The sequence below is a fragment of the Pseudomonas sp. R2-7-07 genome (genome assembly GCF_003852355.1).
Classification (GTDB): domain Bacteria; phylum Pseudomonadota; class Gammaproteobacteria; order Pseudomonadales; family Pseudomonadaceae; genus Aquipseudomonas.
The window spans coordinates 435,125-460,288 of the sequence record NZ_CP027759.1 but is presented as its reverse complement, the minus strand read 5'-3'; the positions used below and the strand labels follow the sequence as shown (position 1 = coordinate 460,288).

22 protein-coding genes are annotated in these 25,164 nt (G+C 60.0%); 10 read left to right on the top strand and 12 right to left on the bottom strand.

Annotated features, from left to right (window positions below):
- Positions 1 to 670: 670 nt before the first annotated feature.
- Entirely contained in the window at positions 671 to 1,231 is a 561-nt protein-coding gene (locus C4J86_RS01920; protein ID WP_124369273.1) for a HutD family protein, read from the bottom strand.
- On the bottom strand, positions 1,228 to 2,007 hold the full coding sequence (gene hutC / locus C4J86_RS01915; protein ID WP_177412738.1) for a histidine utilization repressor: 780 nt from the start codon (positions 2,005 to 2,007) through the stop codon (positions 1,228 to 1,230). Before hutC ends, C4J86_RS01920 begins: the two co-directional genes overlap by 4 nt.
- A gap of 78 nt (positions 2,008 to 2,085) precedes the next feature.
- Between hutC and C4J86_RS01910 the strand changes: the two genes are divergently transcribed.
- The gene (locus C4J86_RS01910; protein WP_124369272.1) at positions 2,086 to 3,450 is read left to right on the top strand and encodes a formimidoylglutamate deiminase; all 1,365 of its coding nucleotides are present in this window, start codon (positions 2,086 to 2,088) and stop codon (positions 3,448 to 3,450) included.
- 114 nt (positions 3,451 to 3,564) lie between these two features.
- On the opposite strand, the gene C4J86_RS01905 is transcribed toward C4J86_RS01910, so the two are convergent.
- The 4 genes from C4J86_RS01905 to C4J86_RS01890 form a co-directional block, all read right to left on the bottom strand.
- A complete protein-coding gene (locus C4J86_RS01905) occupies positions 3,565 to 4,134 on the bottom strand; it encodes a lipocalin family protein (protein ID WP_124369271.1) in 570 nt (189 codons plus the stop codon).
- 30 nt (positions 4,135 to 4,164) lie between these two features.
- Positions 4,165 to 4,419, bottom strand: a complete 255-nt coding sequence (locus C4J86_RS01900; RefSeq protein ID WP_033897714.1) for a lipoprotein — start codon at positions 4,417 to 4,419, stop codon at positions 4,165 to 4,167.
- Positions 4,420 to 4,595: 176 nt separating this feature from the next.
- On the bottom strand, positions 4,596 to 5,606 hold the full coding sequence (locus C4J86_RS01895; protein ID WP_124365499.1) for a class 1 fructose-bisphosphatase: 1,011 nt from the start codon (positions 5,604 to 5,606) through the stop codon (positions 4,596 to 4,598).
- Positions 5,607 to 5,867: 261 nt separating this feature from the next.
- Positions 5,868 to 8,318, bottom strand: coding sequence for a glycogen/starch/alpha-glucan phosphorylase (locus C4J86_RS01890; RefSeq protein WP_124369270.1), 2,451 nt, complete (start codon positions 8,316 to 8,318; stop codon positions 5,868 to 5,870).
- Positions 8,319 to 8,546: 228 nt separating this feature from the next.
- Between C4J86_RS01890 and C4J86_RS01885 the strand changes: the two genes are divergently transcribed.
- Positions 8,547 to 8,981, top strand: coding sequence for a YkgJ family cysteine cluster protein (locus tag C4J86_RS01885; protein ID WP_003237464.1), 435 nt, complete (start codon positions 8,547 to 8,549; stop codon positions 8,979 to 8,981).
- A gap of 175 nt (positions 8,982 to 9,156) precedes the next feature.
- Here C4J86_RS01885 and typA read toward each other — a convergent pair whose 3' ends face one another.
- Together typA and thiI are read right to left on the bottom strand one after the other, a co-directional pair.
- Complete coding sequence (gene typA, locus C4J86_RS01880) at positions 9,157 to 10,977, bottom strand: translational GTPase TypA (protein ID WP_124365497.1); 1,821 nt, start codon at positions 10,975 to 10,977, stop codon at positions 9,157 to 9,159.
- 139 nt (positions 10,978 to 11,116) lie between these two features.
- Positions 11,117 to 12,571: a tRNA uracil 4-sulfurtransferase ThiI gene (gene thiI, locus C4J86_RS01875; protein WP_124360869.1), complete on the bottom strand. Its 1,455-nt coding sequence runs from the start codon at positions 12,569 to 12,571 to the stop codon at positions 11,117 to 11,119.
- A gap of 334 nt (positions 12,572 to 12,905) precedes the next feature.
- Between thiI and glnA the strand changes: the two genes are divergently transcribed.
- The 4 genes from glnA to ntrC all read left to right on the top strand — a co-directional run bounded on the left by glnA (position 12,906) and on the right by ntrC (position 17,937).
- Complete coding sequence (gene glnA / locus C4J86_RS01865; protein WP_124360867.1) at positions 12,906 to 14,312, top strand: glutamate--ammonia ligase; 1,407 nt, start codon at positions 12,906 to 12,908, stop codon at positions 14,310 to 14,312.
- A 184-nt stretch (positions 14,313 to 14,496) separates the two neighbouring features.
- Positions 14,497 to 15,033: a chorismate mutase gene (locus C4J86_RS01860; RefSeq protein ID WP_124369268.1), complete on the top strand. Its 537-nt coding sequence runs from the start codon at positions 14,497 to 14,499 to the stop codon at positions 15,031 to 15,033.
- Positions 15,034 to 15,418: 385 nt separating this feature from the next.
- Positions 15,419 to 16,504 carry a nitrogen regulation protein NR(II) gene (gene glnL / locus C4J86_RS01855; RefSeq protein ID WP_005783937.1) on the top strand — a complete coding sequence of 362 codons (1,086 nt, stop codon included), beginning with the start codon at positions 15,419 to 15,421 and terminating at the stop codon, positions 16,502 to 16,504.
- Positions 16,501 to 17,937, top strand: a complete 1,437-nt coding sequence (ntrC, locus tag C4J86_RS01850; RefSeq protein ID WP_003218003.1) for a nitrogen regulation protein NR(I) — start codon at positions 16,501 to 16,503, stop codon at positions 17,935 to 17,937. The genes glnL and ntrC overlap by 4 nt, the downstream gene beginning before the upstream one ends.
- A 449-nt stretch (positions 17,938 to 18,386) precedes the next feature.
- On the opposite strand, the gene C4J86_RS01840 is transcribed toward ntrC, so the two are convergent.
- Complete coding sequence (locus tag C4J86_RS01840) at positions 18,387 to 18,827, bottom strand: hypothetical protein (RefSeq protein ID WP_124369267.1); 441 nt, start codon at positions 18,825 to 18,827, stop codon at positions 18,387 to 18,389.
- On the opposite strand from C4J86_RS01840, the gene C4J86_RS01835 reads away from it, so the two are divergent.
- Positions 18,826 to 19,281: a tRNA (cytidine(34)-2'-O)-methyltransferase gene (locus C4J86_RS01835; protein ID WP_003171120.1), complete on the top strand. Its 456-nt coding sequence runs from the start codon at positions 18,826 to 18,828 to the stop codon at positions 19,279 to 19,281. The two genes, C4J86_RS01840 and C4J86_RS01835, sit on opposite strands and share 2 nt — an antisense overlap.
- A 120-nt stretch (positions 19,282 to 19,401) precedes the next feature.
- Here the strand turns inward: C4J86_RS01835 and secB are convergent, their stop codons facing one another.
- Genes secB through C4J86_RS01820 form a run of 3 tightly spaced genes read right to left on the bottom strand, consistent with a single transcriptional unit; the run spans position 19,402 to position 20,585 of the window.
- On the bottom strand, positions 19,402 to 19,881 hold the full coding sequence (secB, locus tag C4J86_RS01830; protein WP_012721755.1) for a protein-export chaperone SecB: 480 nt from the start codon (positions 19,879 to 19,881) through the stop codon (positions 19,402 to 19,404).
- A gap of 34 nt (positions 19,882 to 19,915) precedes the next feature.
- Positions 19,916 to 20,170, bottom strand: coding sequence for a glutaredoxin 3 (gene grxC, locus C4J86_RS01825; RefSeq protein WP_124365491.1), 255 nt, complete (start codon positions 20,168 to 20,170; stop codon positions 19,916 to 19,918).
- A gap of 1 nt (position 20,171) precedes the next feature.
- Positions 20,172 to 20,585: a rhodanese-like domain-containing protein gene (locus C4J86_RS01820; protein WP_124360862.1), complete on the bottom strand. Its 414-nt coding sequence runs from the start codon at positions 20,583 to 20,585 to the stop codon at positions 20,172 to 20,174.
- Between the two features lie 151 nt (positions 20,586 to 20,736).
- Between C4J86_RS01820 and gpmI the strand changes: the two genes are divergently transcribed.
- The 3 genes from gpmI to C4J86_RS01805 all read left to right on the top strand — a co-directional run bounded on the left by gpmI (position 20,737) and on the right by C4J86_RS01805 (position 25,164).
- Positions 20,737 to 22,263 (top strand): 2,3-bisphosphoglycerate-independent phosphoglycerate mutase, encoded by a 1,527-nt coding sequence (gene gpmI, locus C4J86_RS01815; protein ID WP_124369266.1) that lies wholly within the window; start codon positions 20,737 to 20,739, stop codon positions 22,261 to 22,263.
- A 258-nt stretch (positions 22,264 to 22,521) separates the two neighbouring features.
- A complete protein-coding gene (locus C4J86_RS01810) occupies positions 22,522 to 23,817 on the top strand; it encodes a murein hydrolase activator EnvC (protein ID WP_124365489.1) in 1,296 nt (431 codons plus the stop codon).
- A 30-nt stretch (positions 23,818 to 23,847) separates the two neighbouring features.
- Entirely contained in the window at positions 23,848 to 25,164 is a 1,317-nt protein-coding gene (locus C4J86_RS01805) for a S41 family peptidase (RefSeq protein ID WP_124365488.1), read from the top strand.

Sequence of the window (25,164 nt, the reverse complement as noted above, 5' to 3'; positions counted from 1 at the left end):
ATGCGCGAACATGGATGGTGCGAAGCACAGTCTTACGCACACATCTTTACTTGTATGTACAAGCATATGCAATCAAGCGGCCAACTTTCAGAGCGAGGGTTTGGATTTTTTCGAAAGCGCGTGGAAGCCTTGGAAATTAAGGCTTCGAGGCGTGATGAAATTTCCTACGAAGGAGTTTTGCAGCGATGGAGGTTTGTCACGACAACGTGGCTTTGCGCCGCGCTGGGGCGTTAGGTAACAATTTGGTGCGGGGCTGTGGAAACAGATCCTAAGAGCAACACAAAACAAATGTGGGAGGGGGCTTGCTCCCGATAGCGGTGTGTCAGTCAAAGATATATTGACTGATCCACCGCTATCGGGAGCAAGCCCCCTCTTATCAAACTTAAAATAACTCGCTGATTTTAAAGGATTAATTTTTCAGTTAAAAACTGAAATTTCACATTCAAAGATCGTTCCCACGCTCCTGCGTGGGATTGCAGCCCGTGACGCTCCGCGTCACCTGTGCGCAATCGCCGAAACTTGCAGCGCTTGGCGGGACGCGGAGCGTCCCAGGAGGCATTCCCACGCAGAGCGCGGGAACGATCACCTCAGCGCCAAGAATATTTGTAGGCGCCCCCAGTTTGCTGCGCGACAGCGCTACGTCGAAGAGGTAGTGGGGCCTCCCACATTTTTAACCGCGCTGGGTCAGTTCGATCAGGCAGCAGCGGCCACTGACCGAAATATCCAGCAAGCCGGTGTTACCGTCCACTTGCAGGCAATCGTGATGACCCAGCACATGGTCCAGCACCTTCACTTCATCCACCACGCTGAACACCAGCACAGTGTGCGCCGAACTGAAAAACCGCTGTACGCCATCCACCCACTGCAACCGCGCATGATAACGCTGGGGCGAGTAGATCAGGTTGAAATCGCGGATCGGCCCGGTGATCAAGCGGCACGCCACCTGACTGTCACCCTTGAACGCGAACGGTTGCAGCGGTAACAAACCGCGCTGCTCCTCACCGTCCACGGTCAACACCATGCCCGCGCCCTTGATCACGGTGATCACGCGCTGGTAGCCAGCGAAGGTGGAAAATCCACCCGACTCGGCGATGTCGGCAATCGACAGGCGCCAGCCGAAACCATCGAGGCCGGTGCCCGCGTCACGGGCGATTTCTTCGGTACTGCCGCCGCCGTTCTTCCACGGCATGCGCACGTAGTCGGCAGCGCGCCAGACGTTGACTGAACTCATTTGCTGAAGCGTCCTTCAAGGCTGTGCCGGGAACCGGGGTGGATCAAGCGCGCGGCCGTCACCGGCTGGCGGCCAGACCAAGTGCGTCGGCGGATCAACAGGCAGGGCTCGCTCGGCTCGATCTGCAACAGCTTGCACTCGGCAGCATCGGCGAGAATGGCTTCGACCACATGCTCGCCCTCAGTCAGCGGCGCGACCTGGTTGAGGTAGGCGTAGGGCGTTTGCTGGGTGAAATCCTGTTGCAGGTATTCCGGCGCAACCAGGGCGTTGACGAAACGGTCTTCGATCTGCACCGGAATGTCGTTTTCGAAATGCACGATCAGCGAGTGAAACACCCGCCCGCCTTCGCGCATTTCCAGCGCGACGGCACGTTCCGAGCCGGCCGCTTCTTCGCCCAGGGTGATGACCTGGCACGTATGCCGATGGCCGCGGGAGGCGATCTCATCGGCAATGTTGTGCACTTCAAACAGCGCCGACTGACTCTTGGGCTCGGCGACAAACGTACCGACGCCCTGCATGCGCACCAGCAAACCTTCGGCCGTGAGCTCGCGCAACGCGCGGTTGATGGTCATGCGGCTGAAGCCCAGTTGGCTGACCAGCTCGCTCTCCGACGGCACGCGGTAATGGGGCGGCCAGTTGCCGTTGAGGATCTGCTGGCTGATCATCTGTTTGACGCGGGCATACAAGGGCGCCGGACTTTCGTCCATGTGGGCAGCCAGCGGAGACTTGGCAGGCGGAGTCGGCACAGGGAATCCTTGCAGGGGGAAAAGATGCATAGATTGCCGGAGTTTACCGAGCAGGCAAACGTCTGTATATGTATATACAAATAAACACACGACCGGGGTGCCTTGATCATGTCCGCTTTCTTTGCCGAACGCGCGCTGCTGCCTGATGGCTGGGCCAATGATGTACGTCTTGAAGTCAGTGCCGATGGAGTGCTGACACAGGTTGAGGCCAATGCCAGCGCGGTGGGCGCCGAACGGCTAAGAGGTCCGGTATTGGCCGGCATGCCCAACCTGCATTCCCACGCTTTCCAGCGCGCCATGGCGGGGTTGGCGGAAGTGGCGGGTAACCCCAATGACAGCTTCTGGACCTGGCGTGACCTGATGTACCGCATGGTCGGCAAGATCAACCCGGAGCAGTTGCAGGTCATCGCCCGCCAGCTGTACATCGAGATGCTCAAGGCCGGCTACACCTCGGTGGCAGAGTTTCATTATGTGCACCACGACGTCAGTGGCCAGCCCTATGCCGACCGCACTGAGCTGTCGCGTCAGATCAGCCAGGCCGCCGCCAGCAGTGGCATCGGCTTGACGTTGGTGCCGGTGCTTTATACGCATTCGGGGTTCGGTGGCCAGGCGCCCAACGACGGCCAGCGCCGGTTTATCAACAGCACCGACAACTATCTGGATCTGCAGTCGCGCTTGCAGCCGATGCTCGCCGCGCAACCTGCGCAGCAACTGGGCCTGTGTTTCCACTCCCTGCGTGCGGTCACGCCCGAGCAGATCAAGGACGTGCTGGCCGCCAGTGATCAGGTGTGCCCGGTGCACATCCACATTGCCGAACAGCAAAAAGAAGTCGACGACTGCCTGGCCTGGAGCGGCAAACGCCCCTTGCAGTGGCTGTACGACAACGTGGACGTCGACGAGCGCTGGTGCCTGGTGCACGCCACTCACGCCGATGCCGACGAAGTCGCGCGCATGGCCAGGAGCCGGGCGATTGCCGGTTTGTGCCTGACCACCGAAGCCAACCTGGGCGACGGGATTTTTCCGGCGGTGGATTTTCTGGCCCAGGGCGGGCGCATGGGCATCGGGTCCGACAGCCATGTGTCACTGAGCGTGGTGGAAGAATTGCGTTGGTTGGAATACGGCCAGCGCCTGCGCGATCAACGGCGCAATCGCTTGTATCGCAATGACCAGCCGATGGTCGGCCGCACGCTGTTCGATGCCGCATTGGACGGCGGCGCCCAGGCATTGGGCCAGCCGATTGGTCGATTGGAGGTGGGCAAGCGCGCGGACTGGATCGTGCTGGACGGCAACGACCCTTACCTGGCGACAGCGACAGGGGACGGCATTCTGAATCGCTGGCTGTTCGCTGGCGGTGATCGACAAGTGCGGGATGTGCTGGTCAACGGCCAGTGGGTGGTGCGGGATGGGCATCATGCCGGCGAGGAAGAAAGCAGCCGGGCGTTTACCCAGGTCTTGAGAGACTTACTCGGTTAAAAAATGTGGGAGGGGGCTTGCTCCCGATGGCGATGTATCAGTATCAGATGCGCTGATTGACACACTGCTATCGGGGGCAAGCCCCCTCCCACATTTGGATTTATGGTGATCCAGTTACTGCGAAGTCTTCGCCATCTGCTTGTCCGACGTGCGCCAGATCAAACGCGTGGTGTCATACCCCTGCTGTCGTGCCCTGCTCAAGAGATCTTCACGTGTTTCGGCACTTACCGTTGGCGTACGCGACAAAATCCACATGTAACGCCGGCTCGGGCTACCGACGATGGCGGTCTTGTAGTCATCGCTGACATACAGCACCCAGTAGTCGCCCTTGGCAACGCCCGGCAACAACGACGTAAACCAGTTATCGAATTCTACCCAGAGCTTGTCGGTCTTGCCCGGCACTTGCGGCGTGGCCGTGCCTTTGGCTTCCTGCCATTTCCACTCAGGCGTCAGGCAGCGATTGAACACCGACATGTCGCCATCCGGCAACAAGGTGTAGCGGGCTTCGGATTGCGCGCAGTTGCGCTGGAAGTACATCGGCAAGCGAGCCAACTCATACCAGGTGCCCTGGTAACGCTTGAGGTTGACGTTGCTCGCGGTCTTGGGTTGCAGATCATCGCCAGAATGGCTGGCGCAGCCCGCCAAAAACAGGCTGGCGCAAAGGAACACAACAAAACGCATCATTCTTCTTCTCCCGCAGGCTCGCGCCCCGGTTTACTTCAGGCCTTGCCCGGAAAACATCAGAACTTTGTCACCGGCGTACTGCACGCTGATAAAGCTGTTTTTATCGCCCCAGGTGCAGCTGGACATGCCCAGTGCGCCGGAACAATCGGTCGGCTTGCCCAGCAACGACTCAACCTCGGCCTTGGCCATGCCGGCCGACAGCTTCTGGTAATTTTCTTGGTTGACCTTGCTGCAGGCGGCTAACAGCACGCAAAAAGCCAGCAGGGCGAGACGGCGTAAAGACATGGAAAAGCTCCTGGAGAGACAAAGCAGCTGGGGTATCTGCCAGAAGCTTAGAAGGGAAAAGAGGTGTCTGGTTCCCGACGAGCGAAAACAAAAAAGCCCCGAAAACGCTGAAACGTTTCGGGGCTTCTTTAACGGTGATCCGCCTCACAACACGGCGGATAACCTATCGCAGCAGCTTACTTCTTGTGATACGCCGTCACACGCTCAACTTCTTCCTTGGAACCCAGGAACACCGCCACACGCTGGTGCAGGCCTTCGGGCTGGATGTCGAGAATGCGCTGGTGGCCGTCAGTGGATGCACCGCCCGCCTGCTCCACCAGGAACGACATCGGGTTGGCTTCGTACATCAGGCGCAGCTTGCCCGGCTTGGACGGCTCGCGGTCGTCACGTGGGTACATGAACAAGCCACCACGGGTCAGGATGCGGTGCACATCGGCAACCATGGCCGCGACCCAGCGCATGTTGAAGTTTTTCTTCAGCGGGCCTTCTTCGCCTTCCATCAACTCGTTGACGTAGCGCTTCACCGGTTCTTCCCAGTGACGCTGGTTGGACATGTTGATCGCAAATTCCTGGGTGGAAGCCGGAATGGAGATGTCTTCGTGGGTGAGTACGAAGCTGCCCATTTCGCGGTCCAGGGTGAAGCCTTTGACGCCATCGCCCAGGGTCAGCACCAGCATGGTCTGTGGGCCGTAGATCGCGTAACCGGCGGCGACCTGCTCGGTGCCCGGCTGCAGGAAGGCCTTTTCGTTCAGGGCTTCGTTCTGGCTCAGGTATTCGTTCGGGCAACGCAGTACCGAGAAGATAGTACCGACCGGCGCGTTGATGTCGATGTTGGACGAACCGTCCAGTGGGTCAAATACCAACAGGTACGCGCCTTTGGGGTATTTGCCCGGAATCTGGTAGGCATTGTCCATTTCCTCGGAGGCCATGCCGGCCAGGTGACCGCCCCATTCGTTGGCTTCGAGCAGGATTTCGTTGGAGATAACGTCGAGCTTTTTCTGCACTTCGCCCTGCACGTTTTCAGTGCCCATGCTGCCCAGGACACCACCCAGTGCGCCTTTGGACACGGCGTGGCTGATCTCCTTGCAAGCACGCGCCACCACTTCGATAAGGAAGCGCAGATCGGCAGGCGTGTTGTTGCTGCGGGTCTGCTCGATCAAATAGCGACTCAAGGTAACGCGGGACATGGACGGCTCCGGAGAATGGGGGGCTTAAAAACCCGCGCAGTTTAACGCGAGTCGGGGCTGATTTCCTCTAATCAGAGGATTTAACGCCAATAGAGTTCACGGCAGGCCCTGCGGTTTGCGCACCATGGCGCCTGGTATATCGACGCGGACCCCATGTGGGAGGGGGCTTGCTCCCGATAGCGGTGTGCCAGTCGACATCGCTGTTAACTGATAGACCGCTATCGGGAGCAAGCCCCCTCCCACATTTTTTTACTGTGGCGTTTAGTCGAGGGCTTTCCAGATTTCGGTGGCGTATTCGCGGATCGTCCGGTCCGAGCTGAACCAACCCATCCGCGCCGTATTCAGCACCGCCGAGCGCCACCAGGCCTTGGAGTCATGCCAGTGCGCCTCGACCCGCGTCTGGGCGTCCCAGTAGGAGTCGAAGTCGGCACACACCAGGAAGCGGTCATAGTCGATCAGCCCGTCGATCAAACCCACATACCGGCCCGGATCATCCGGCGAGAACACCCCGCCACGGATCGCCTGCAGCACATCGCTCAAGCGATGGGAGGCGGCGATTTCCGGCCCGGCGTTGAATTCACCGGCGTGCTTGCGGGCTTCGACCTGCTGGGCACTGAGGCCGAAGATGAACATGTGCTCGGCGCCCACCCGCTCGTGCATTTCCACGTTGGCGCCGTCCATGGTGCCGATGGTCAGCGCGCCGTTGAGGCCGAACTTCATGTTACTGGTGCCCGACGCCTCGAAACCGGCGGTGGAGATCTGCTCGGACAAATCCGCCGCCGGGATGATGCTCTCCGCCAGGCTGACGTTGTAGTTGGGCAGGAACACCACTTTGAGCAAGCCGCGTACGGTCGGGTCGTTGTTGACGGTGCGCGCGATATCGTTGGTCAGCTTGATGATCAGCTTGGCCTGGTGATAACTCGCCGCGGCCTTGCCGGCGAAGATTTTCACCCGCGGCACCCAGTCGACCTCCGGCTCGGCCCGGATCGCCTGATACAGCGCCACGGTGTGCAGCAGGTTGAGCAACTGGCGCTTGTACTCGTGGATCCGCTTGACCTGCACGTCGAACATCGCCGCCGGGTTCACCGAAATGCCCAGGCGCTCATGGATGATCTCGGCCAGCGCCCGCTTGCTGTGCAGGCGCTGGTCGGCGAAGGCTTTGCGGAAGGTCTGTTTCTCAGCGAAGGTTTCCAGTTCGCCCAGGCGTGTTTCCATGTTGTCGAGAATGTCAGCACCCAGCGCTTTCACCAGCATATCGGTGAGCTGGGGGTTGGCCTGGTACAGCCAGCGGCGGAAGGTGATGCCGTTGGTTTTGTTGTTGATGCGCTCAGGGTAGAGCTTATGCAGTTCGGAAAACACCGTGCTGCGCATCAGCTGGGTGTGCAGGCCGGACACGCCATTGACACTGTGGGAACCGAGGAACGCCAGGTTGCCCATGCGTACACGGCGGCCGTTGTCTTCTTCAATCAACGACACGGCGCGCAGTACGTCGAAGTCGTGAACGCCCTTGGCGCGCAGCGAGTCGATATGCTGGGCGTTGATCAGGTAGATGATCTGCATATGCCGGGGCAGCATGCGCTCCATCAAACCGACCGGCCAGGTTTCCAATGCCTCAGGCAGCAAGGTGTGGTTGGTGTAGGAAAGCGTTTCAACGGTAACGTCCCACGCGGCTTCCCACGGGATGTCATGCAGGTCAACCAGTTGACGCATCAACTCGGCCACCGCGATGGACGGGTGGGTATCGTTGAGCTGGATCGCCGCGTGTTCGCCCAGGCTCAGCACCGAGCCGTGCATGTTCTTGTGGCGGCGCAGCAAGTCTTGCAACGAAGCGGAAACGAAGAAGTATTCCTGGCGCAGGCGCAGTTCCTGTCCCGCTTCGGTGCTGTCGGCCGGGTACAGCACCCGGGAAATGCTTTCGGCGCGGGCCACCTCGGCGACGGCGCCCAGGTGGTCACCGGCGTTGAAGCGTTCCAGGTGCAAATCTTCGACCGCCCGTGCGCGCCACAGGCGCAAGGTATTGACGCTGGCGCCACGCCAGCCGACCACCGGGGTGTCGTAGGCAACGGCACGTACTGTTTCGCTGGGCGTCCACACCTGGATCAGCTTGCCGGAGGCGTCCGGCAGGGTTTCGACGCTGCCGCCAAAGCCGATCGGGTAAATCACCTCGGCCCGCTCAAACTCCCACGGGTTGCCGAAATCCAGCCAGCGCTCGGTCTGCTCCTGCTGCCAGCCATCGACAATCGCCTGGCGGAACAAGCCATGTTCGTAACGAATGCCATAACCATGGCCGGCAATGCCCAGGGTCGACATGCTTTCCATGAAGCATGCCGCCAGACGGCCCAAGCCACCATTGCCAAGCGCCGCGTCGGGTTCGAGTAGGCGAATGCGCTCAAGGTCTACGCCCAGCTCGGACAGGGCTTCGCGCGCGATTTCCAGCACGCCGAGGTTGCTCAGGCTGTCGTAGAGCAAGCGACCGATGAGAAATTCCAGCGAGAGGTAATAAACCCGTTTCTGGCCTTTGCGGTAGATGCGCCGCGTATGGTCCATCCAGTGGTCGACCATCTGGTCGCGGGCGGCCAGGGCAATGGCTTCGAACCAGTCGTGGTCGAAGGCGTGATCCGGGTCCTTGCCCACCGCGTAGGTGAGTTTGGTCAAGACAGCATCGCGAAATGCGGCTACCTCTGCTTCTCGTGCAAGTGGTTCCTGAGACATCAATTGCGACCTCGGGCGAGATAGAAGGAGTTGCTAGAGCCTAGACGGTCTGACAGACGGTGGACGCTCTGGTTCGTCAGTTTTTTAACTCATTGCGCGTTGCATGAATTTGATGCAGAGGTCGTGCCTGATCGCCGTTCGCGCAGAAACTCTGAAAAGGTTGTTCAAAAAACCACCAATCCCGGTATGATCGCGCGCCCGGATACAGCCCCACCTTTTGGAACCCTGATGAAGCCTCAACTGATCGCCGCCGCGGAACTCGACCGTCTCGAGACCTGGCAGAAATATTCCGCCCACATGTGCGGTGGCTGCGTGTCCAGCTGCTGCACGCTGCCGGTCGAAGTGAAGATCAAGGACCTGATCCGCATCGGCATCGTCGATGAGTTCGAGCGCGGCGACCCGCCGAAGAACATCGCCAAGCGTTTGCAGAAGGAAGGCATCGTCGAGCGCTTCAATTCCAAATCCGAAATTTTTACCTTGCAGCGCATGAGCAACAACGACTGCCTGTACCTGGATCGTAAGACGCGCTTTTGCACTATTTATGACAAGCGCCCGGATACCTGCCGCAACCACCCGAAAATCGGGCCGCGGCCGGGGTATTGTGCGTACAAGCCGAAAGAAGTGGTGCGCGAGACTAATTTCAAGACACTCGACAAGTTTTGATGATCGTTCCCGCGCTCCGCGTGGGAACGCAGCCCTGGACGCTCCGCGTCCGCTCTTGAGGGCTGGACGCAGAGCATCCCAAGAGGCATTCCCACGCAGAGCGTGGGAACGATCAGACATAAAAAAACGCCCCCGGCCTTTCGACCGGGGGCGTTTTTATTCAGCCTGAGTTAACTCAGTTCTTGGCTTTCTTGGCAGCGCGGGTGCGCTCGCCTTCGTCCAGGATCTTCTTACGCAGGCGGATCGACTTAGGCGTGACTTCGCACAGCTCGTCGTCCTGGATGAATTCCAGGGCCTGTTCCAGGGTGAACTTCACCGGTGGAACCAGAGCGATGGTTTCGTCTTTACCCGAAGCACGCATGTTGTCGAGCTTCTTGCCTTTGGTTGGGTTGACGCCCATGTCGTTGTCACGGCTGTTCAGACCAACGATCTGGCCGTTGTAGATCTCTTGACCGTGTTCAACGAACAGCTTGCCACGCGCCTGGAGGGTTTCCAGGGAGTAGGTCAGCGCCTTGCCGGTTTCTACCGATACCAGCACACCGTTCTGACGGCCGGACATGTCGCCGGACTTCATGGTGTCGTAGCGATCGAAGATCGAGGTCAGGATGCCAGCACCGTTGGTCAGGGTCAGGAACTGGTTACGGAAACCAATCAGACCGCGAGCAGGGATGTTGTATTCCAGACGTACACGGCCTTTGCCATCCGGCACCATGTTGGTCAGGTCGCCCTTACGCAGGCCCATCTCTTCCATCACCTTGCCCTGGGATTCTTCCGGGGTGTCGATGGTGACGTTTTCGAACGGTTCCTGCTTCACGCCGTCAACGGTACGGATGATCACTTCCGGACGACCAACACCCATTTCGAAGCCTTCGCGACGCATGGTTTCGATCAGTACCGAGAGGTGCAGCTCACCACGGCCGGAGACCTTGAACTTGTCGGCCGAGTCGCCTTCTTCAACGCGCAGGGCAACGTTGTACAGCAGCTCTTTGTCCAGACGCTCCTTGATGTTACGGGAGGTCACGAACTTGCCTTCTTTACCGCAGAACGGCGAGTCGTTGACCTGGAAGGTCATGGAAACGGTCGGCTCGTCAACGGTCAGAGGCTTCATCGCCTCGACGGTGTCCGGCTGGCACAGGGTGTCGGAGATGAACAGCGAGTCCATGCCGCTGACGCACACGATGTCGCCGGCGAAGGCTTCTTCGACGTCGATACGGTGCAGGCCGTGATGGCCCATCAACTTCAGGATACGGCCGTTACGCTTCTTGCCGTCGGCGCCGATCGCTACAACCGGGGTGTTTGGCTTGACGCTGCCACGGGCGATACGGCCAACGCCAATAACACCCAGGAAGCTGTTGTAGTCCAGTGCCGAGATTTGCATCTGGAACGGGCCTTCACGGTCAACCTTCGGTGGTGGAACGTGGTCAACGATGGCCTGGTACAGCGGGGTCATGTCTTCCGCCATGGCGGTGTGTTCCAGACCGGCAATACCGTTCAGGGCCGAGGCGTAGATCACTTGGAAATCAAGCTGCTCTTCGGTGGCACCCAGGTTGTCGAACAGGTCGAAGATCTGGTCCAGAACCCAGTCCGGACGCGCGCCTGGACGGTCAACCTTGTTGATGCACACGATCGGACGCAGGCCGGCTTCGAAAGCCTTCTTGGTCACGAAACGGGTTTGCGGCATAGGGCCGTCTTGAGCGTCAACCAGCAGCAGAACGGAGTCAACCATCGACATTACGCGTTCTACTTCGCCGCCGAAGTCGGCGTGGCCCGGGGTGTCCACGATGTTGATGTGGTAGCCGTTCCAGTTGATTGCGGTGTTTTTTGCCAGGATGGTAATACCGCGCTCTTTTTCCTGGTCGTTGGAGTCCATCACGCGCTCGTCGTTGAGCTCGTTGCGCTCCAGGGTGCCGGATTGACGCAAGAGTTTGTCTACCAGGGTGGTTTTACCATGGTCAACGTGAGCAATGATGGCGATGTTACGTAGATTTTCGATCACTTGTGTATCTCGATCAGAGGATTCGGTGTGCTGACAGGTCGTGGCAGCGATTTACAGTAGAGTCAGGCCTTGCCGTTACAGCTTGACGGCAGAGTCGGGGGGCCGGTGACGCAGGCCACAGGCAAACAGCCCCGGGCTCTTAGCTCGGTCGATAAACGCGCACATTGGCATGCCCCTCACTGAGCAAATGGTGGGCATGCAGGCGACTCATCACGCCTTTGTCGCAATACAGCAGGTACTGACGGCTGTCATCCAGTTCCTTGAAACGCGCGTTCAATGCATAAAACGGCAGCGTTTGTACGTCGATGCCAGGAATTTCCAGCGGCTCATCCTCGGCGGCATCCGGGTGACGGATGTCGACGATGATCTGGCCGGCCAGGGCTTCGCTGACTTCTTCGATCTGCACATCCTGGCCCAGCTCGTCGATGACGCGATCGATCGGGACCAGTTTGGCGTTCTCGAGCGCTCGCTCCAGAATCGCCATGTCGAACTGTTGTTCTTCATACTCCACGCGGTTGCGCTTGGCGTGGGTCTTGGGGTTCACCGAGATGACCCCGCAATACTCAGGCATATGCTTGGCAAAGTCGGCGGTGCCGATCTGCTCTGCCTGATCGATGATGTCCTGCTTGTGGCTGGCGATCAGCGGGCGCAACACCAGTTTCTCGGTGACGCAGTCGATGATCGACAGGTTTGGCAGCGTCTGGCTGGATACCTGAGAGATCGCTTCACCGGTCACCAGCGCGTCGATCTGCAACCGATCGGCAATCCGCGACGCCGCGCGCAACATCATACGCTTCAATACGACGCCCATATGACCGTTATCGACTTTGCCGAGAATTTCGCCCAGCACTTCCTCGAACGGTACGCTCACAAATAGCACGCGTTGGGAGCTGCCGTACTTCTTCCAGATAAAGTGCGCGACTTCCATCACGCCCAATTCGTGTGCACGCCCGCCCAGATTGAAGAAGCAGAAGTGGCTCATCAGGCCGCGACGCATGATCTGGTAGGCCGCCACCGTCGAATCGAAACCGCCGGACATCAATACCAGGGTCTGTTCCAGGGCGCCCAGCGGGTAGCCGCCGATGCTGTTGTGCTGGCTGTGGATCACGAACAACCGTTTGTCGCGAATTTCCATGCGCACTTCAATTTGCGGTGCTTTCAGGGAAATTCCGGCGGCGCCGCACTCGCGACGCAGCTTGCTGCCGACGTATTTCTCTACGTCCATGGAGCTGAACGGATGCTTGCCGGCACGCTTGCAGCGCACCGAAAAAATCTTGCCGGCCAGCGCGTCACCGAAGTGCTGTTTGCACTTCTCGGTGATGTCGTCGAAGTCGCCCAGCGGGTATTCATCCACCTGCAGGAAATGCGCGATGCCCGGCATGCAGCTCAGGCGCTCGGTCATGTCCTTCAAGGCTTTGGCGTCGGTCAGGCGGGTTTCCAGCTCGAGGTTGTCCCACACGCCATTCACCACCACAGCCGGGTCCAGGTCACGGAGCACGGCACGGATGTTCTTGGCCAATTGACGGATGAAACGCGTCCGTACCGGTCGGCTCTTGATGGTGATTTCGGGGAAGACTTTAACGATTAATTTCATGGAAACAGCGCGCGCCGGGCCTGCTGAAAAAGGGGGGCGCGGATTATAGCGGAAATCGCTCAAGGTTTAACCAGTTAATATGCAGCGCATTCGCTGCGCACCAAAACGGGTCATTTACGCCCATTAACGCTACATTGCAGTGCGCTATTTGCCGCGCTTTGGCCGATTGCACCGTTATAGGGGCCATTTTGACGCAAAAAGACCATGTTGGCGCACTGGCATGCAATTTGCTCTCTTGTGAGGCAGGTTGCCTTGGCGGAGTATCCGCGCCGGCATCACCCAAATTCTAAGGGCTAACTCCACTACCCTAGCCCGAAGCCACCCGGAGGACACCATGTCGAAGTCGGTTCAACTCATCAAAGATCATGACGTTAAATGGATTGATCTGCGCTTCACGGACACCAAAGGTACTCAGCACCACGTGACCATGCCGGCTCGCGACGCGCTGGATGATGCTTTCTTCGAAGAAGGCAAGATGTTCGACGGTTCCTCCATCGCCGGCTGGAAAGGCATCGAAGCCTCCGACATGATCCTGATGCCGGACGACAGCACTGCCGTCCTCGACCCGTTCACCGAAGACCCAACCCTGATCATCGTCTGCGACGTGATCGAGCCTTCGACCATGCAAGGCTACGACCGCGACCCACGTGCGATCGCCAAGCGTGCCGAGGAATACCTGAAGTCGACCGGTATCGGCGACACCGTATTCGTAGGCCCGGAGCCAGAATTCTTCATCTTCGATTCGGTCAAGTTCAAGTCCGACATCTCCGGCTCCATGTTCAAGATCTACTCCGAACAAGGCTCGTGGATGTCCGACCAGGACGTGGAAGGCGGCAACAAAGGCCACCGTCCAGGCATCAAAGGTGGCTACTTCCCTGTTCCGCCGTTCGACCACGACCACGAAATCCGTACCTCCATGTGCAACGCCATGGAAGAAATGGGCCTGGTCATCGAAGTTCACCACCACGAAGTGGCGACTGCCGGCCAGAACGAAATCGGTGTGAAGTTCAACACCCTGGTCGCCAAGGCTGACGAAGTCCAGACCCTGAAGTACTGCGTACACAACGTGGCTGATGCCTACGGCCGTACCGCTACCTTCATGCCTAAACCGCTGTACGGCGATAACGGTTCGGGTATGCACGTTCACTTGTCCATCGCCAAAGAAGGCAAGAACACCTTCGCCGGCGAAGGTTATGCCGGCCTGTCCGACACCGCCCTGTACTTCATCGGCGGTATCATCAAGCACGGTAAGGCCCTGAACGGCTTCACCAACCCGTCGACCAACTCCTACAAGCGTCTGGTTCCAGGCTTCGAAGCGCCGGTGATGCTGGCCTACTCGGCCCGTAACCGTTCCGCCTCTATCCGTATCCCTTACGTGTCCAGCCCGCGCGCTCGTCGTATCGAAGCCCGCTTCCCGGACCCGGCGGCCAACCCATACCTGGCTTTCGCAGCCCTGGTCATGGCTGGCCTGGACGGCATCCAGAACAAGATCCACCCTGGCGACGCCGCCGACAAAAACTTGTACGACCTGCCGCCTGAAGAGGCCAAAGAGATTCCACAAGTGTGCGGCAGCCTGAAAGAAGCCCTGGAAGAGCTGGACAAGGGCCGTGCGTTCCTGACCAAAGGCGGCGTGTTCAGCGACGACTTCATCGATGCCTACATCGAGCTGAAAAGCGAAGAAGAAATCAAGGTTCGTACCTTCGTACACCCACTGGAATACGAGCTGTACTACAGCTGCTGATCCGGTAGCGCTGCTTGATGTAGCGTGATTGAAAAAAGGCCTCCTTCGGGAGGTCTTTTTTTGCGCAATTTTTTGTAGGAGCGAGCTTGCTCGCGAAAAACGCAAAGACACCTCATTTCTTCAACATTTACGCGCTATCGTTAACGACCTTCGCGAGCAAGCTCGCTCCTACAGGGGATCGCCTTTGAAATCTCGATTCGTATTTGCCTTGATGTTCGTCAGTGCCGGTGCTTGCGCCGCCCCGCCCACGCTCGAGCCGCTGCTCAACAGCATCGCCGAGCGCCTGGAGATAGCCGACCAGGTAGCCTTGAGCAAATGGGACAGCCATAAGCCCGTAGAAGATAAAAAGCGCGAGCAGGAAGTGATCGCCAGCGTCGTCGCCCAAGCACCGAGCTACAAACTGGACCCCGCCTCTGCCGAGCAATTCTTCGCGGCGCAGATCGAGGCAAACAAACTGGTGCAGTACACCCATTTGTCCGACTGGCAATTCCAGGGCAAGGCCCCCGACGATCCGCGTCCGGACCTGGTCAAGCAGATTCGCCCGCGATTGGATGAGCTGCAAAAAAGCCTGCTGCAGCAACTGGCCGACTTCACGCCCATGCGCACAGATCCTCAATGCCCCCAGTGGCTTGCCGAGGCGGTGCATGAGCCGCTGAATGATCCGCTGCGCCAACTGGCGATGATCCGCGCCACGGCGGAGCTGTGCGTCTACAAAGGTTAACTCGTGCAAACCCAATCAAAACTGTGGGAGGGGGCTTGCTCCCGATAGCGGTGTATCAGGCATGTAGATGTCGACTGACACTCCGTCATCGGGGGCAAGCCCCCTCCCACATTTTGATTGCATGTATTCAGGACCGTCTCTGGCAGCTCCCTGAACAACCTTTACAAACCGCACTATATTGGTGCGATAGGTTGCACCCATCCCAGCGACCCAGCCCATTTTGGTTCGATTCTTCCCGAACAAGCTGGCGGAACGCCACAGTTTCGCGCCTGAACCCCTTATTTCAGGGCTTTAACGCTTCTTTTCGGAGCCTTGGTTTGGTTTTTGCATTTTCCTTGTATCAGCGTGTGCCTCAAGCCTGCGCCTTGCTCCAAAAGAGGTCCTGATGACCATCAGTGATGCACTGCACCGTTTGCTACTCGACAACCTGACCACCGCGACCATCCTGCTCAACGCCGACCTGCGTCTTGAGTACATGAACCCGGCGGCGGAGATGCTCCTGGCCATCAGCGGCCAGCGCAGCCATGGGCAGTTCATCAGCGAATTGTTCACCGAGTCGGCCGAGGCCTTGAGCTCGTTGCGCCAGGCCGTGGAGCAGGCACACCCGTTCACCAAGCGTGAAGCGATGCTCACCGCACTCACCGGCCAGACCTTGACCGTCGACTACGCAGTGACGCCGATCCTGAGCAATGGCGCGACCCTGCTGCTGCTCGAAGTGCACCCCCGCGACCGCCTGCTGCGCATCACCAAGGAGGAAGCGCAGCTGTCCAAGCAGGAAACCAGCAAGATGCTGGTGCGCGGCCTGGCCCACGAGATCAAGAACCCGCTGGGCGGCATTCGTGGCGCGGCGCAGTTGCTGGCCCGCGAGCTGCCGGAGGAGCATCTCAAGGACTACACCAACGTCATCATCGAAGAGGCCGACCGCCTGCGTAACCTGGTGGACCGCATGCTCGGCTCCAACAAGCTGCCGTCGCTGGCGATGACCAACGTGCACGAAGTGCTGGAGCGCGTCTGCCAACTGGTCGAGGCCGAAAGCCAGGGCTGCATCACCCTGGTGCGCGATTATGACCCCAGCATCCCCGATGTCTTGATCGACCGCGAGCAGATGATCCAGGCAGTGCTCAACATCGTGCGCAACGCCATGCAGGCCATCAGCAGCCAGAACGAGTTGCGCCTGGGCCGCATCAGCCTGCGCACCCGCGCCCTGCGCCAGTTCACCATCGGCCATGTGCGCCATCGCCTGGTGACCAAGGTCGAAATCATCGACAACGGCCCGGGCATTCCTGCGGAATTGCAGGAAACCATCTTCTTCCCCATGGTCAGTGGCCGCCCGGACGGTACCGGGCTGGGCCTGGCCATTACCCAGAACATCATCAGCCAGCATCAGGGCCTGATCGAATGTGAGAGCCATCCCGGCCACACCACGTTCTCGATCTTCCTGCCATTGGAACAAGGAGCCCCCACGACATGAGCCGTAGTGAAACTGTCTGGATCGTCGATGACGACCGTTCTATCCGCTGGGTCCTGGAGAAAGCCTTGCAACAGGAAGGCATGACCACCCAGAGCTTCGACAGCGCCGACGGTGTGATGAGCCGCCTGGCTCGCCAGCAGCCGGATGTGATCATCTCCGATATTCGCATGCCCGGCGCCAGCGGCCTGGACCTGCTGGCGCGGATTCGCGAACAGCACCCGCGCCTGCCGGTGATCATCATGACGGCGCACTCGGACCTGGACAGCGCTGTCGCGTCGTATCAGGGCGGCGCCTTCGAATACCTGCCCAAGCCGTTCGATGTGGATGAGGCGGTGGCGCTGGTCAAGCGCGCCAACCAGCACGCCCAGGAACAGCAGAACCAGGAAGCCCCGCCGGCCCTGACGCGCACGCCGGAAATCATCGGTGAAGCGCCGGCGATGCAGGAAGTGTTTCGCGCCATCGGGCGCTTGAGCCATTCCAACATCACCGTGCTGATCAACGGCGAGTCGGGTACCGGTAAAGAGCTGGTCGCCCACGCGCTGCACCGCCACAGCCCTCGGGCGGCGTCGCCGTTTATCGCGTTGAACATGGCGGCTATCCCGAAGGATTTGATGGAGTCCGAGCTGTTCGGCCATGAAAAAGGTGCGTTCACCGGTGCGGCCAACCTGCGGCGCGGGCGCTTTGAGCAAGCGGACGGCGGCACCCTGTTCCTCGATGAAATCGGCGACATGCCCGCCGATACCCAGACCCGCCTGCTGCGGGTGCTGGCCGATGGTGAGTTCTATCGCGTCGGCGGGCATACGCCGGTCAAGGTGGATGTACGCATCATCGCGGCGACCCACCAGAACCTGGAAACCCTGGTCCACGCCGGCAAATTCCGCGAGGACTTGTTCCATCGCCTCAACGTGATCCGTATCCACATCCCGCGCATGTCGGACCGCCGCGAAGACATCCCTACCCTCGCCCGTCACTTCCTCAGCCGCGCCGCCCAGGAGCTGGCCGTCGAGCCGAAGCTGCTCAAGAGCGAGACCGAGGAATACCTGAAGAACCTGCCATGGCCCGGCAACGTACGCCAGCTGGAGAACACTTGCCGCTGGATCACGGTGATGGCCTCCGGGCGCGAAGTGCACATCAGCGACCTGCCGCCGGAACTGCTGAGCCTGCCGCAGGATTCGGCACCGGTCACCAACTGGGAACAGGCACTGCGCCAATGGGCCGACCAGGCCCTGGCACGCGGCCAGTCGAACCTGCTGGACAGCGCCGTGCCGGCGTTCGAGCGGATCATGATCGAGACCGCGCTCAAGCACACCGCTGGCCGCCGTCGCGATGCCGCTGTGCTGCTGGGCTGGGGGCGTAATACCCTGACGCGCAAGATCAAGGAACTGGGGATGAAGGTCGACGGCGGGGACGACGACGAAGGTGACGAGGGCTGATCACCGCTCTCTGATCCACCGAAGATCCAATGTGGGAGGGGGCTTGCTCCCGATTGCAGAGTGTCAGTCAACATCTACCTGACTGATACACCGCAATCGGGGGCAAGCCCCCTCCCACATTTGGATCTTCATAAGGCTCATAGTCATGCACCGATTCAATGCACCATGAACCGGCATCGGGCATGGAGCCGGCGCCCGAAAGATTGCTACGGCTGAAAAACTCTTCAACGCTGAGGCCACCAAAGCCCCGAATTCCGGGGCTTTGCGCTTTCTTGCAAGTTTTATGGCGCCAATTGCAAACTCTGGCACGCCCCCTGCAATACCCCTTGTACTACCCAGTTTCGGGGACCTTGGTACAGGCAGGCCGAGAATCCCCTCTTTAACACCGAAGCCCTAGGCTTCACCCCGTTTTGGGAGCCCTGGTACAGGCAGGCCGGGAACTCCCTCTTTTATTGTTCGTGGAGATGGATCTCCAGCCGCCAGCGGTCATCGACCTCTTCGCCCTTCCACTCCCCGCGTAATGGTCGAGCCGCCACCAGGTTCAGCAGCAAGCCGCCGTCGGTCTTGCGTACGCGCCAGTTCACATCCTTGTCATTGACCTTGAGTTGCCCACTGGCGGCATTGCCCTGTGCGTCGAACAGCAGCGCCACGGTGCCGTCGATATGCTCGCCATGCAGCTTGGGTTCGCTGTTGAACCACACCACCAAACCGTCCGCCACAGGTTCCACCTGTTGCAGCTCGACCGGGTCGGCAGTGGTCAAGCGACCGATCATCAAGCCAATCATCAAGCCGACAATCGCCAGTGAGCCGAGCACCCGCGGCAATAGCTTCGGCCTCGGGTCGTCTTCGGGGGTAGAATGCAGCGCATCTTTACCTTCGGAGCCGTGCATGTTTCACGTCATCCTTTTTCAACCAGAAATTCCGCCGAATACCGGCAACGTTATCAGGCTGTGCGCCAACAGTGGCTGCCACCTGCATTTGATCGAGCCGCTGGGCTTCGACATGGACGACAAACGCCTGCGCCGCGCCGGGCTGGATTACCACGAGTACGCTACCCTCAAGCGCCACGCCGACCTGGCAAGCTGCCTGGAAAGCCTGGGCCACCCGCGCTTGTTCGCGTTCACCACCAAGGGCTCGCGGCCGTTTCATGATGCCAGCTTCGCCGAGGGTGACGCGTTTCTGTTCGGCCCCGAGAGCCGGGGCCTGCCGGCCGAAGTGCTCGACGCCCTGCCCGACGGCCATCGCCTGCGCTTGCCGATGCGTGAAGGCTGCCGCAGCCTGAACCTGTCGAACACCGTCGCCGTGGCGGTCTATGAAGGCTGGCGGCAACTCGGCTTCAAGTAACACCGCATAGCAAATGTGGGAGGGGGCTTGCCCCCGATAGCGGTATTTCAGCCAGCATATCTGTAGCTGACCCACCGCCATCGGGGGCAAGCCCCCTCCCACACTTTTTACCGCATCGACTTATTGAACCGTCGACGAACCTTCCTGTTGCATGCGCTGCAGCTCTTGAGCGTACAGGGCATCGAAGTTCACCGGTGCCAGCATCAGCGCCGGGAACGAGCCACGGGTGACCAGGCTGTCCAGGGTCTCACGGGCGTACGGGAACAGGATATTCGGGCAGAACGCGCCCAGGGTGTGGCTCATGGACGCTTCGTCCAGGCCCTGGATCAGGAAGATACCGGCCTGCTGCACTTCAGCGATGAAGGCCACTTCTTCGCCGTTCTTGACGGTGACCGACAGGGTCAGCACGACTTCGTGGAAGTCGCCTTCCAGGGCTTTTTGACGGGTGTTCAGGTCCAGCGCGACGCTCGGGGTCCACTCCTGGCGGAAGATGGCCGGGCTTTTCGGTGCTTCGAACGACAGGTCACGCACATAGATGCGCTGCAGCGAAAACTGTGGGCCTTGGGCTTCTGCTGCTTCGGTGTTCTGTTGATCAGTCATCGCAGATCCTTCTCTATCTTGGGGCTTTTAGGGGTTAGGCGGACAGCAGCGCATCAAGTTTACCGGCGCGCTCAAGGGCAAACAGGTCGTCGCAGCCACCGATGTGCCGGGTGCCGATCCAGATCTGCGGGACCGACGTGCGCCCTGCCTTCTGGGCCATTTCGGCGCGCACCTGGGGCTTGCCATCGACCTTGATCTCTTCGAAGGCAACGCCCTTCTTACCCAGCAAAGCCTTGGCTCGCACGCAATAAGGGCAATAATCGCTGGAATACACGACAACCTGGCTCATATCACTTCACCAGCGGCAGGTTATCGGCCTTCCAGCTGCCGATACCGCCGGACAGTTTGGCGGCGGTGAAGCCGGCCTTGAGCATTTCACGCGCGTGAGTGCCGGAATGCTGGCCCTGGGCGTCGACCAGGATGATGGTCTTGGCCTTGTGCTTTTCCAGCTCGCCCAGGCGCGCCATCAGCTTGTCCTGGGGAATGTTCAGGGCGCCGACGATATGGCCGGCGGCGAAATCCTTGGCCGGGCGGATATCCACGACAACCGCTTCATCCTTGTTGACCAGCGCGGTCAGCTCCGACGTGCTCAGGCTGCGGCCACCACGGCTCAATTCGTGAGCGATCAGCAGCGCCAGCAGGATGACGAAGGCACCCACGAGCAGATAGTGGGCAGTGGCAAATGCAATCAGGTGATCAACCATCAAGGAGGTTCCAGGGCGTTAAAATGGCGGTAAGTATACACAGCCGCCAGGGGCGGCCAACCCCCGTAAAGCGGTGACGCGGTTGGAACTTCGCTTTAAACTGCCACTCCCTTTTCCATTGTCTTCCTTTATTACCGCCGCGAGAGGATCTATGACTACCACGCCTAAACCTTTGGTCCTGATTATTCTCGATGGCTTCGGACACAGTGAAAGCCACCACGACAACGCTGTGTACGCAGCGAACAAGCCCGTGCTGGACCGCCTCACCGCCACCGTACCCAACGGCCTGATCTCCGGTTCCGGCATGGACGTGGGCCTGCCGGACGGTCAAATGGGCAACTCGGAAGTCGGCCACATGAATCTCGGCGCCGGACGAGTGGTCTATCAGGACTTCACCCGCGTGACCAAAGCGATCCGCGATGGCGAGTTCTTCGAGAACCCAACCATCTGCGCTGCGGTGGATAAAGCCGTCGCCGCCGGCAAGGCCGTGCACTTCATGGGCCTGCTGTCCGATGGCGGCGTGCACAGCCATCAGGACCACCTGGTGGCCATGGCCGAGCTGGCCTTCAAGCGCGGCGCCGACAAAATCTACCTGCACGCCTTCCTCGATGGCCGCGATACCCCGCCGAAAAGCGCGCAGTCGTCCATCGAACTGCTCGACACCACCTTCGCCGCCCTGGGCAAGGGCCGTATCGCCAGCATCGTGGGCCGCTACTTCGCCATGGACCGCGACAACCGCTGGGACCGCGTAGCCCAAGCCTACAACCTGATCGTCGACGGCCAGGCCGAATTTAACGCCCCTACCGCCCAACAAGGCCTGGAAGCCGCCTACGCGCGTGGCGAGAGCGATGAATTCGTCAAGGCCACCACCATCGGCGAGCCGGTGAAGGTCGAAGACGGCGACGCCATGGTGTTCATGAACTTCCGCGCCGACCGTGCCCGCGAGCTGAGCCATGTGTTTGTCGACGACGGCTTCAAAGACTTCGAACGCGCACGCCAGCCGAACGTCGAGTTCGTCATGCTGACCCAATACGCTGCCAATATCCCGGCCCCCTCGGCATTCGCTCCGGGCAGCCTGGAAAACGTGCTGGGCGACTACCTGGCAAAAAACGGCAAGACGCAACTGCGCATCGCCGAAACCGAAAAATATGCCCACGTGACCTTCTTCTTCTCCGGCGGGCGTGAAGAACCGTTCCCCGGCGAAGAGCGCATCCTGATCCCCTCGCCCAAAGTCGCCACCTACGACCTGCAGCCGGAAATGAGCGCACCGGAAGTCACCGACAAGATCGTCGACGCCATTGAGCATCAGCGTTACGACGTGATCGTGGTCAACTACGCCAACGGCGACATGGTCGGTCACAGCGGCAACCTGGAAGCGGCGGTCAAGGCCGTGGAATGCCTGGACCTGTGCGTCGGTCGCATTGTCGATGCCCTGGACAAGGTCGGTGGCGAAGCGCTGATCACGGCGGACCACGGCAACTGCGAGCAGATGTCCGATGAATCCACCGGCCAGGCCCACACTGCCCACACCACCGAACCGGTGCCGTTCATCTACGTTGGCAAGCGCGATTTCAAAGTGCGCAACGGCGGCGTACTGGCGGATGTGGCGCCGACCATGCTGATGTTGATGGGGCTGGAGAAGCCGAAAGAGATGACCGGGACCTCAATTCTGGTTTAATCCAAAACACACCACAAAACAGTGTGGGAGGGGGCTTGCTCCCGATAGCGGTGTGCCAGTCGACACTTATGTGACTGAGCTACTGCTATCGGGAGCAAGCCCCCTCCCACATTGGATTTCGCACGTTTGAAAGATATCTTTTTGCCATACCACCGCCACTCGGCACCTATCTTGCCCGCCAGCCCCAATTGGGCGTTTTTTTTGCAGCGCTTGGCGGGCATACTAGGCCGTCCCTTTCCCCTGGTGTCGCCCGCCTCTATGCTTCGCGCCTTGATTACCCTCGCTCTTGTCTGCCTGCTTCAACCGGCGTTTGCCGATGAGCGCGCACAAACCCAACAACAGTTGGACGCTACGCGTCAGGACATTACCGAGCTGAAGAAACTGCTCGGCAAGCTCCAGGAAGAGAAATCCGGCGTGCAGAAAGACCTGCGCGGCACGGAAACCGAAATGGGCAAGCTGGAGAAGCAGGTCCAGGAGCTGCAAAAAGAATTAAAGAAGAGCGAGTCGGAACTGGAGCGACTCGACGCTGAGAAAAAAAAACTCCAGAGCGCACGCGTTGAGCAGCAACGCCTGATCGCGATCCAGGCCCGCGCCGCCTACCAGAGCGGCCGCCAGGAATACCTCAAGCTGCTGCTCAACCAGCAGAACCCGGAAAAATTCGCCCGCACCCTCACCTATTACGATTACGTGAGCCAGGCACGCCTGGCGCAATTGAAGAGCTTCAACGAAACCCTGCGCCAGTTGGCCAATGTCGAGCAGGAGATCAATGACCAGCAGGCACAGCTGCTCGACCAGAAAACCGCACTCGACACCCAGCGCAACGAGCTCGATAAAGTCCGCAAGGAACGCCAGCAAGCCCTGGCCAAGCTCAACGACGACGTGAAAGCCCGCGACGCCAAGCTGCAAGCGCGCGAGCAAGACCAGGCCGATTTGGCCAAAGTGCTCAAGACTATCGAAGAAACCCTGGCGCGCCAGGCGCGCGAGGCCGAAGAAGCGCGGCAGAAGGCGTTGATCGCGCAGCAGGAAGCCGAAAAAAAGCGCCAGCGTGAGGCCGAACTGGCAGCCACTACCGATGCGCCGGCTCCACGCAAGCCGGCACATGCAGCGCCTGGCCCATTGGTTTCCAGCAGCGGCGAGTCGTTCGGCGGGCCTTTTGCTTCAGCTCGCGGAAAACTTCCATGGCCCGTTGATGGTCGACTATTGGCACGCTTTGGGGAAACCCGTGGCGATGACACCCGCGCCAAGTGGGATGGGGTGATGATCAGCGCCTCTGCCGGCAGCCAGGTCCACGCCGTCCACGGCGGGCGCGTGGTGTTTGCCGATTGGCTGCGCGGGGCCGGTTTGCTGGTGATTCTTGACCACGGCAATGGCTATTTGAGCCTTTACGGCCACAATCAGACGTTACTCAAGTCGGCAGGTGATGTGGTAAAAGCCGGTGAATCCATCTCCACTGTCGGTAACAGTGGTGGCCAGGACACGCCGGCGCTGTACTTCGCTATTCGTCAGCAGGGTCGCCCGAGCGATCCCGCACAATGGTGCCGATCCCAAGGATAGGGTCGCATCTACATTAGGAGCTCGTTCGACATGCTGCATTTGTCCCGCCTCACTTCGCTGGCCCTGACGATCGCCCTGGTGATCGGCGCGCCTCTGGCTTTCGCCGACCAGGCCGCACCGGCTGCGCCCGCCGCTATGGCCGCGACCACCAAGGCGCCGTTGCCGCTGGACGAGCTGCGTACCTTTGCCGAGGTCATGGACCGGATCAAGGCAGCCTATGTCGAACCCGTAGACGACAAGACCCTGCTGGAAAATGCCATCAAGGGCATGCTCAGCAACCTCGACCCGCATTCCGCCTACCTGGGCCCGGAAGATTTCGCCGAACTGCAGGAAAGCACCAGCGGTGAGTTCGGTGGCCTGGGCATCGAAGTCGGCTCCGAAGACGGCCAGATCAAAGTGGTCTCGCCCATCGACGACACCCCTGCGTCCAAGGCCGGCATCCAGGCCGGCGACCTGATCGTCAAGATCAACGGCCAGCCGACCCGCGGCCAATCCATGACCGAAGCCGTCGACAAGATGCGCGGCAAGCTCGGCCAGAAAATCACCCTGACCCTGGTGCGCGACGGCGGCAACCCGTTCGACGTGACCCTGGCCCGCGCGACCATCACGGTCAAGAGCGTGAAGAGCCAGTTGCTGGAGTCGGGCTACGGTTACATCCGCATCACCCAGTTCCAGGTCAAGACCGGCGACGAAGTGGCCAAGGCCCTGGCCAAGTTGCGCAAGGACAACGGCAAGAAGCTCAACGGCATCGTGCTCGACCTGCGCAACAACCCAGGCGGCGTGTTGCAGTCGGCGGTGGAAGTGGTCGATCACTTCATCACCAAGGGCCTGATCGTTTACACCAAGGGCCGTATCGCCAATTCCGAGCTGCGCTTCTCGGCCACCGGCAACGACCTCAGCGAGAACGTGCCGCTGGCCGTGCTGATCAACGGCGGCAGCGCCTCGGCATCGGAGATCGTCGCCGGCGCCCTGCAAGACCAGAAGCGCGGCGTGCTGATGGGCACCACCAGCTTCGGTAAAGGTTCGGTACAAACGGTGCTGCCGCTCAATAACGAACGTGCGCTGAAGATCACCACGGCGCTGTACTACACGCCCAATGGGCGCTCGATCCAGGCCCAGGGCATCGTGCCGGACATCGAAGTGCGCAGGGCCAAGATCACCAACGAGATCGACAGCGAATACTACAAGGAAGCCGATCTGCAAGGCCACCTGGGCAATGGCAACGGCGGGGCCGACCAGCCGACCGGCAGCGGCGCCAAAGCCAAGCCGATGCCGCAGGACGACGACTACCAGTTGGCCCAGGCGCTGAGCCTGCTCAAGGGCCTGAGCATCACGCGCAGCCGTTGA

Coding starts and splice junctions, on each gene's coding strand:
- C4J86_RS01920 (WP_124369273.1), bottom strand. CDS start 1,231: ATGAGTTCAGTCAACGTCTGGCGCGCTGCCGACTACGTGCGCATGCCG.
- C4J86_RS01905 (WP_124369271.1), bottom strand. CDS start 4,134: ATGATGCGTTTTGTTGTGTTCCTTTGCGCCAGCCTGTTTTTGGCGGGC.
- C4J86_RS01910 (WP_124369272.1), top strand. CDS start 2,086: ATGTCCGCTTTCTTTGCCGAACGCGCGCTGCTGCCTGATGGCTGGGCC.
- C4J86_RS01890 (WP_124369270.1), bottom strand. CDS start 8,318: ATGTCTCAGGAACCACTTGCACGAGAAGCAGAGGTAGCCGCATTTCGC.
- gpmI (WP_124369266.1), top strand. CDS start 20,737: ATGACTACCACGCCTAAACCTTTGGTCCTGATTATTCTCGATGGCTTC.
- secB (WP_012721755.1), bottom strand. CDS start 19,881: ATGACTGATCAACAGAACACCGAAGCAGCAGAAGCCCAAGGCCCACAG.
- C4J86_RS01835 (WP_003171120.1), top strand. CDS start 18,826: ATGTTTCACGTCATCCTTTTTCAACCAGAAATTCCGCCGAATACCGGC.
- C4J86_RS01820 (WP_124360862.1), bottom strand. CDS start 20,585: ATGGTTGATCACCTGATTGCATTTGCCACTGCCCACTATCTGCTCGTG.
- C4J86_RS01805 (WP_124365488.1), top strand. CDS start 23,848: ATGCTGCATTTGTCCCGCCTCACTTCGCTGGCCCTGACGATCGCCCTG.
- C4J86_RS01895 (WP_124365499.1), bottom strand. CDS start 5,606: ATGTCCCGCGTTACCTTGAGTCGCTATTTGATCGAGCAGACCCGCAGC.
- glnL (WP_005783937.1), top strand. CDS start 15,419: ATGACCATCAGTGATGCACTGCACCGTTTGCTACTCGACAACCTGACC.
- C4J86_RS01900 (WP_033897714.1), bottom strand. CDS start 4,419: ATGTCTTTACGCCGTCTCGCCCTGCTGGCTTTTTGCGTGCTGTTAGCC.
- C4J86_RS01840 (WP_124369267.1), bottom strand. CDS start 18,827: ATGCACGGCTCCGAAGGTAAAGATGCGCTGCATTCTACCCCCGAAGAC.
- C4J86_RS01810 (WP_124365489.1), top strand. CDS start 22,522: ATGCTTCGCGCCTTGATTACCCTCGCTCTTGTCTGCCTGCTTCAACCG.
- glnA (WP_124360867.1), top strand. CDS start 12,906: ATGTCGAAGTCGGTTCAACTCATCAAAGATCATGACGTTAAATGGATT.
- C4J86_RS01885 (WP_003237464.1), top strand. CDS start 8,547: ATGAAGCCTCAACTGATCGCCGCCGCGGAACTCGACCGTCTCGAGACC.
- thiI (WP_124360869.1), bottom strand. CDS start 12,571: ATGAAATTAATCGTTAAAGTCTTCCCCGAAATCACCATCAAGAGCCGA.
- grxC (WP_124365491.1), bottom strand. CDS start 20,170: ATGAGCCAGGTTGTCGTGTATTCCAGCGATTATTGCCCTTATTGCGTG.
- ntrC (WP_003218003.1), top strand. CDS start 16,501: ATGAGCCGTAGTGAAACTGTCTGGATCGTCGATGACGACCGTTCTATC.
- hutC (WP_177412738.1), bottom strand. CDS start 2,007: ATGCATCTTTTCCCCCTGCAAGGATTCCCTGTGCCGACTCCGCCTGCC.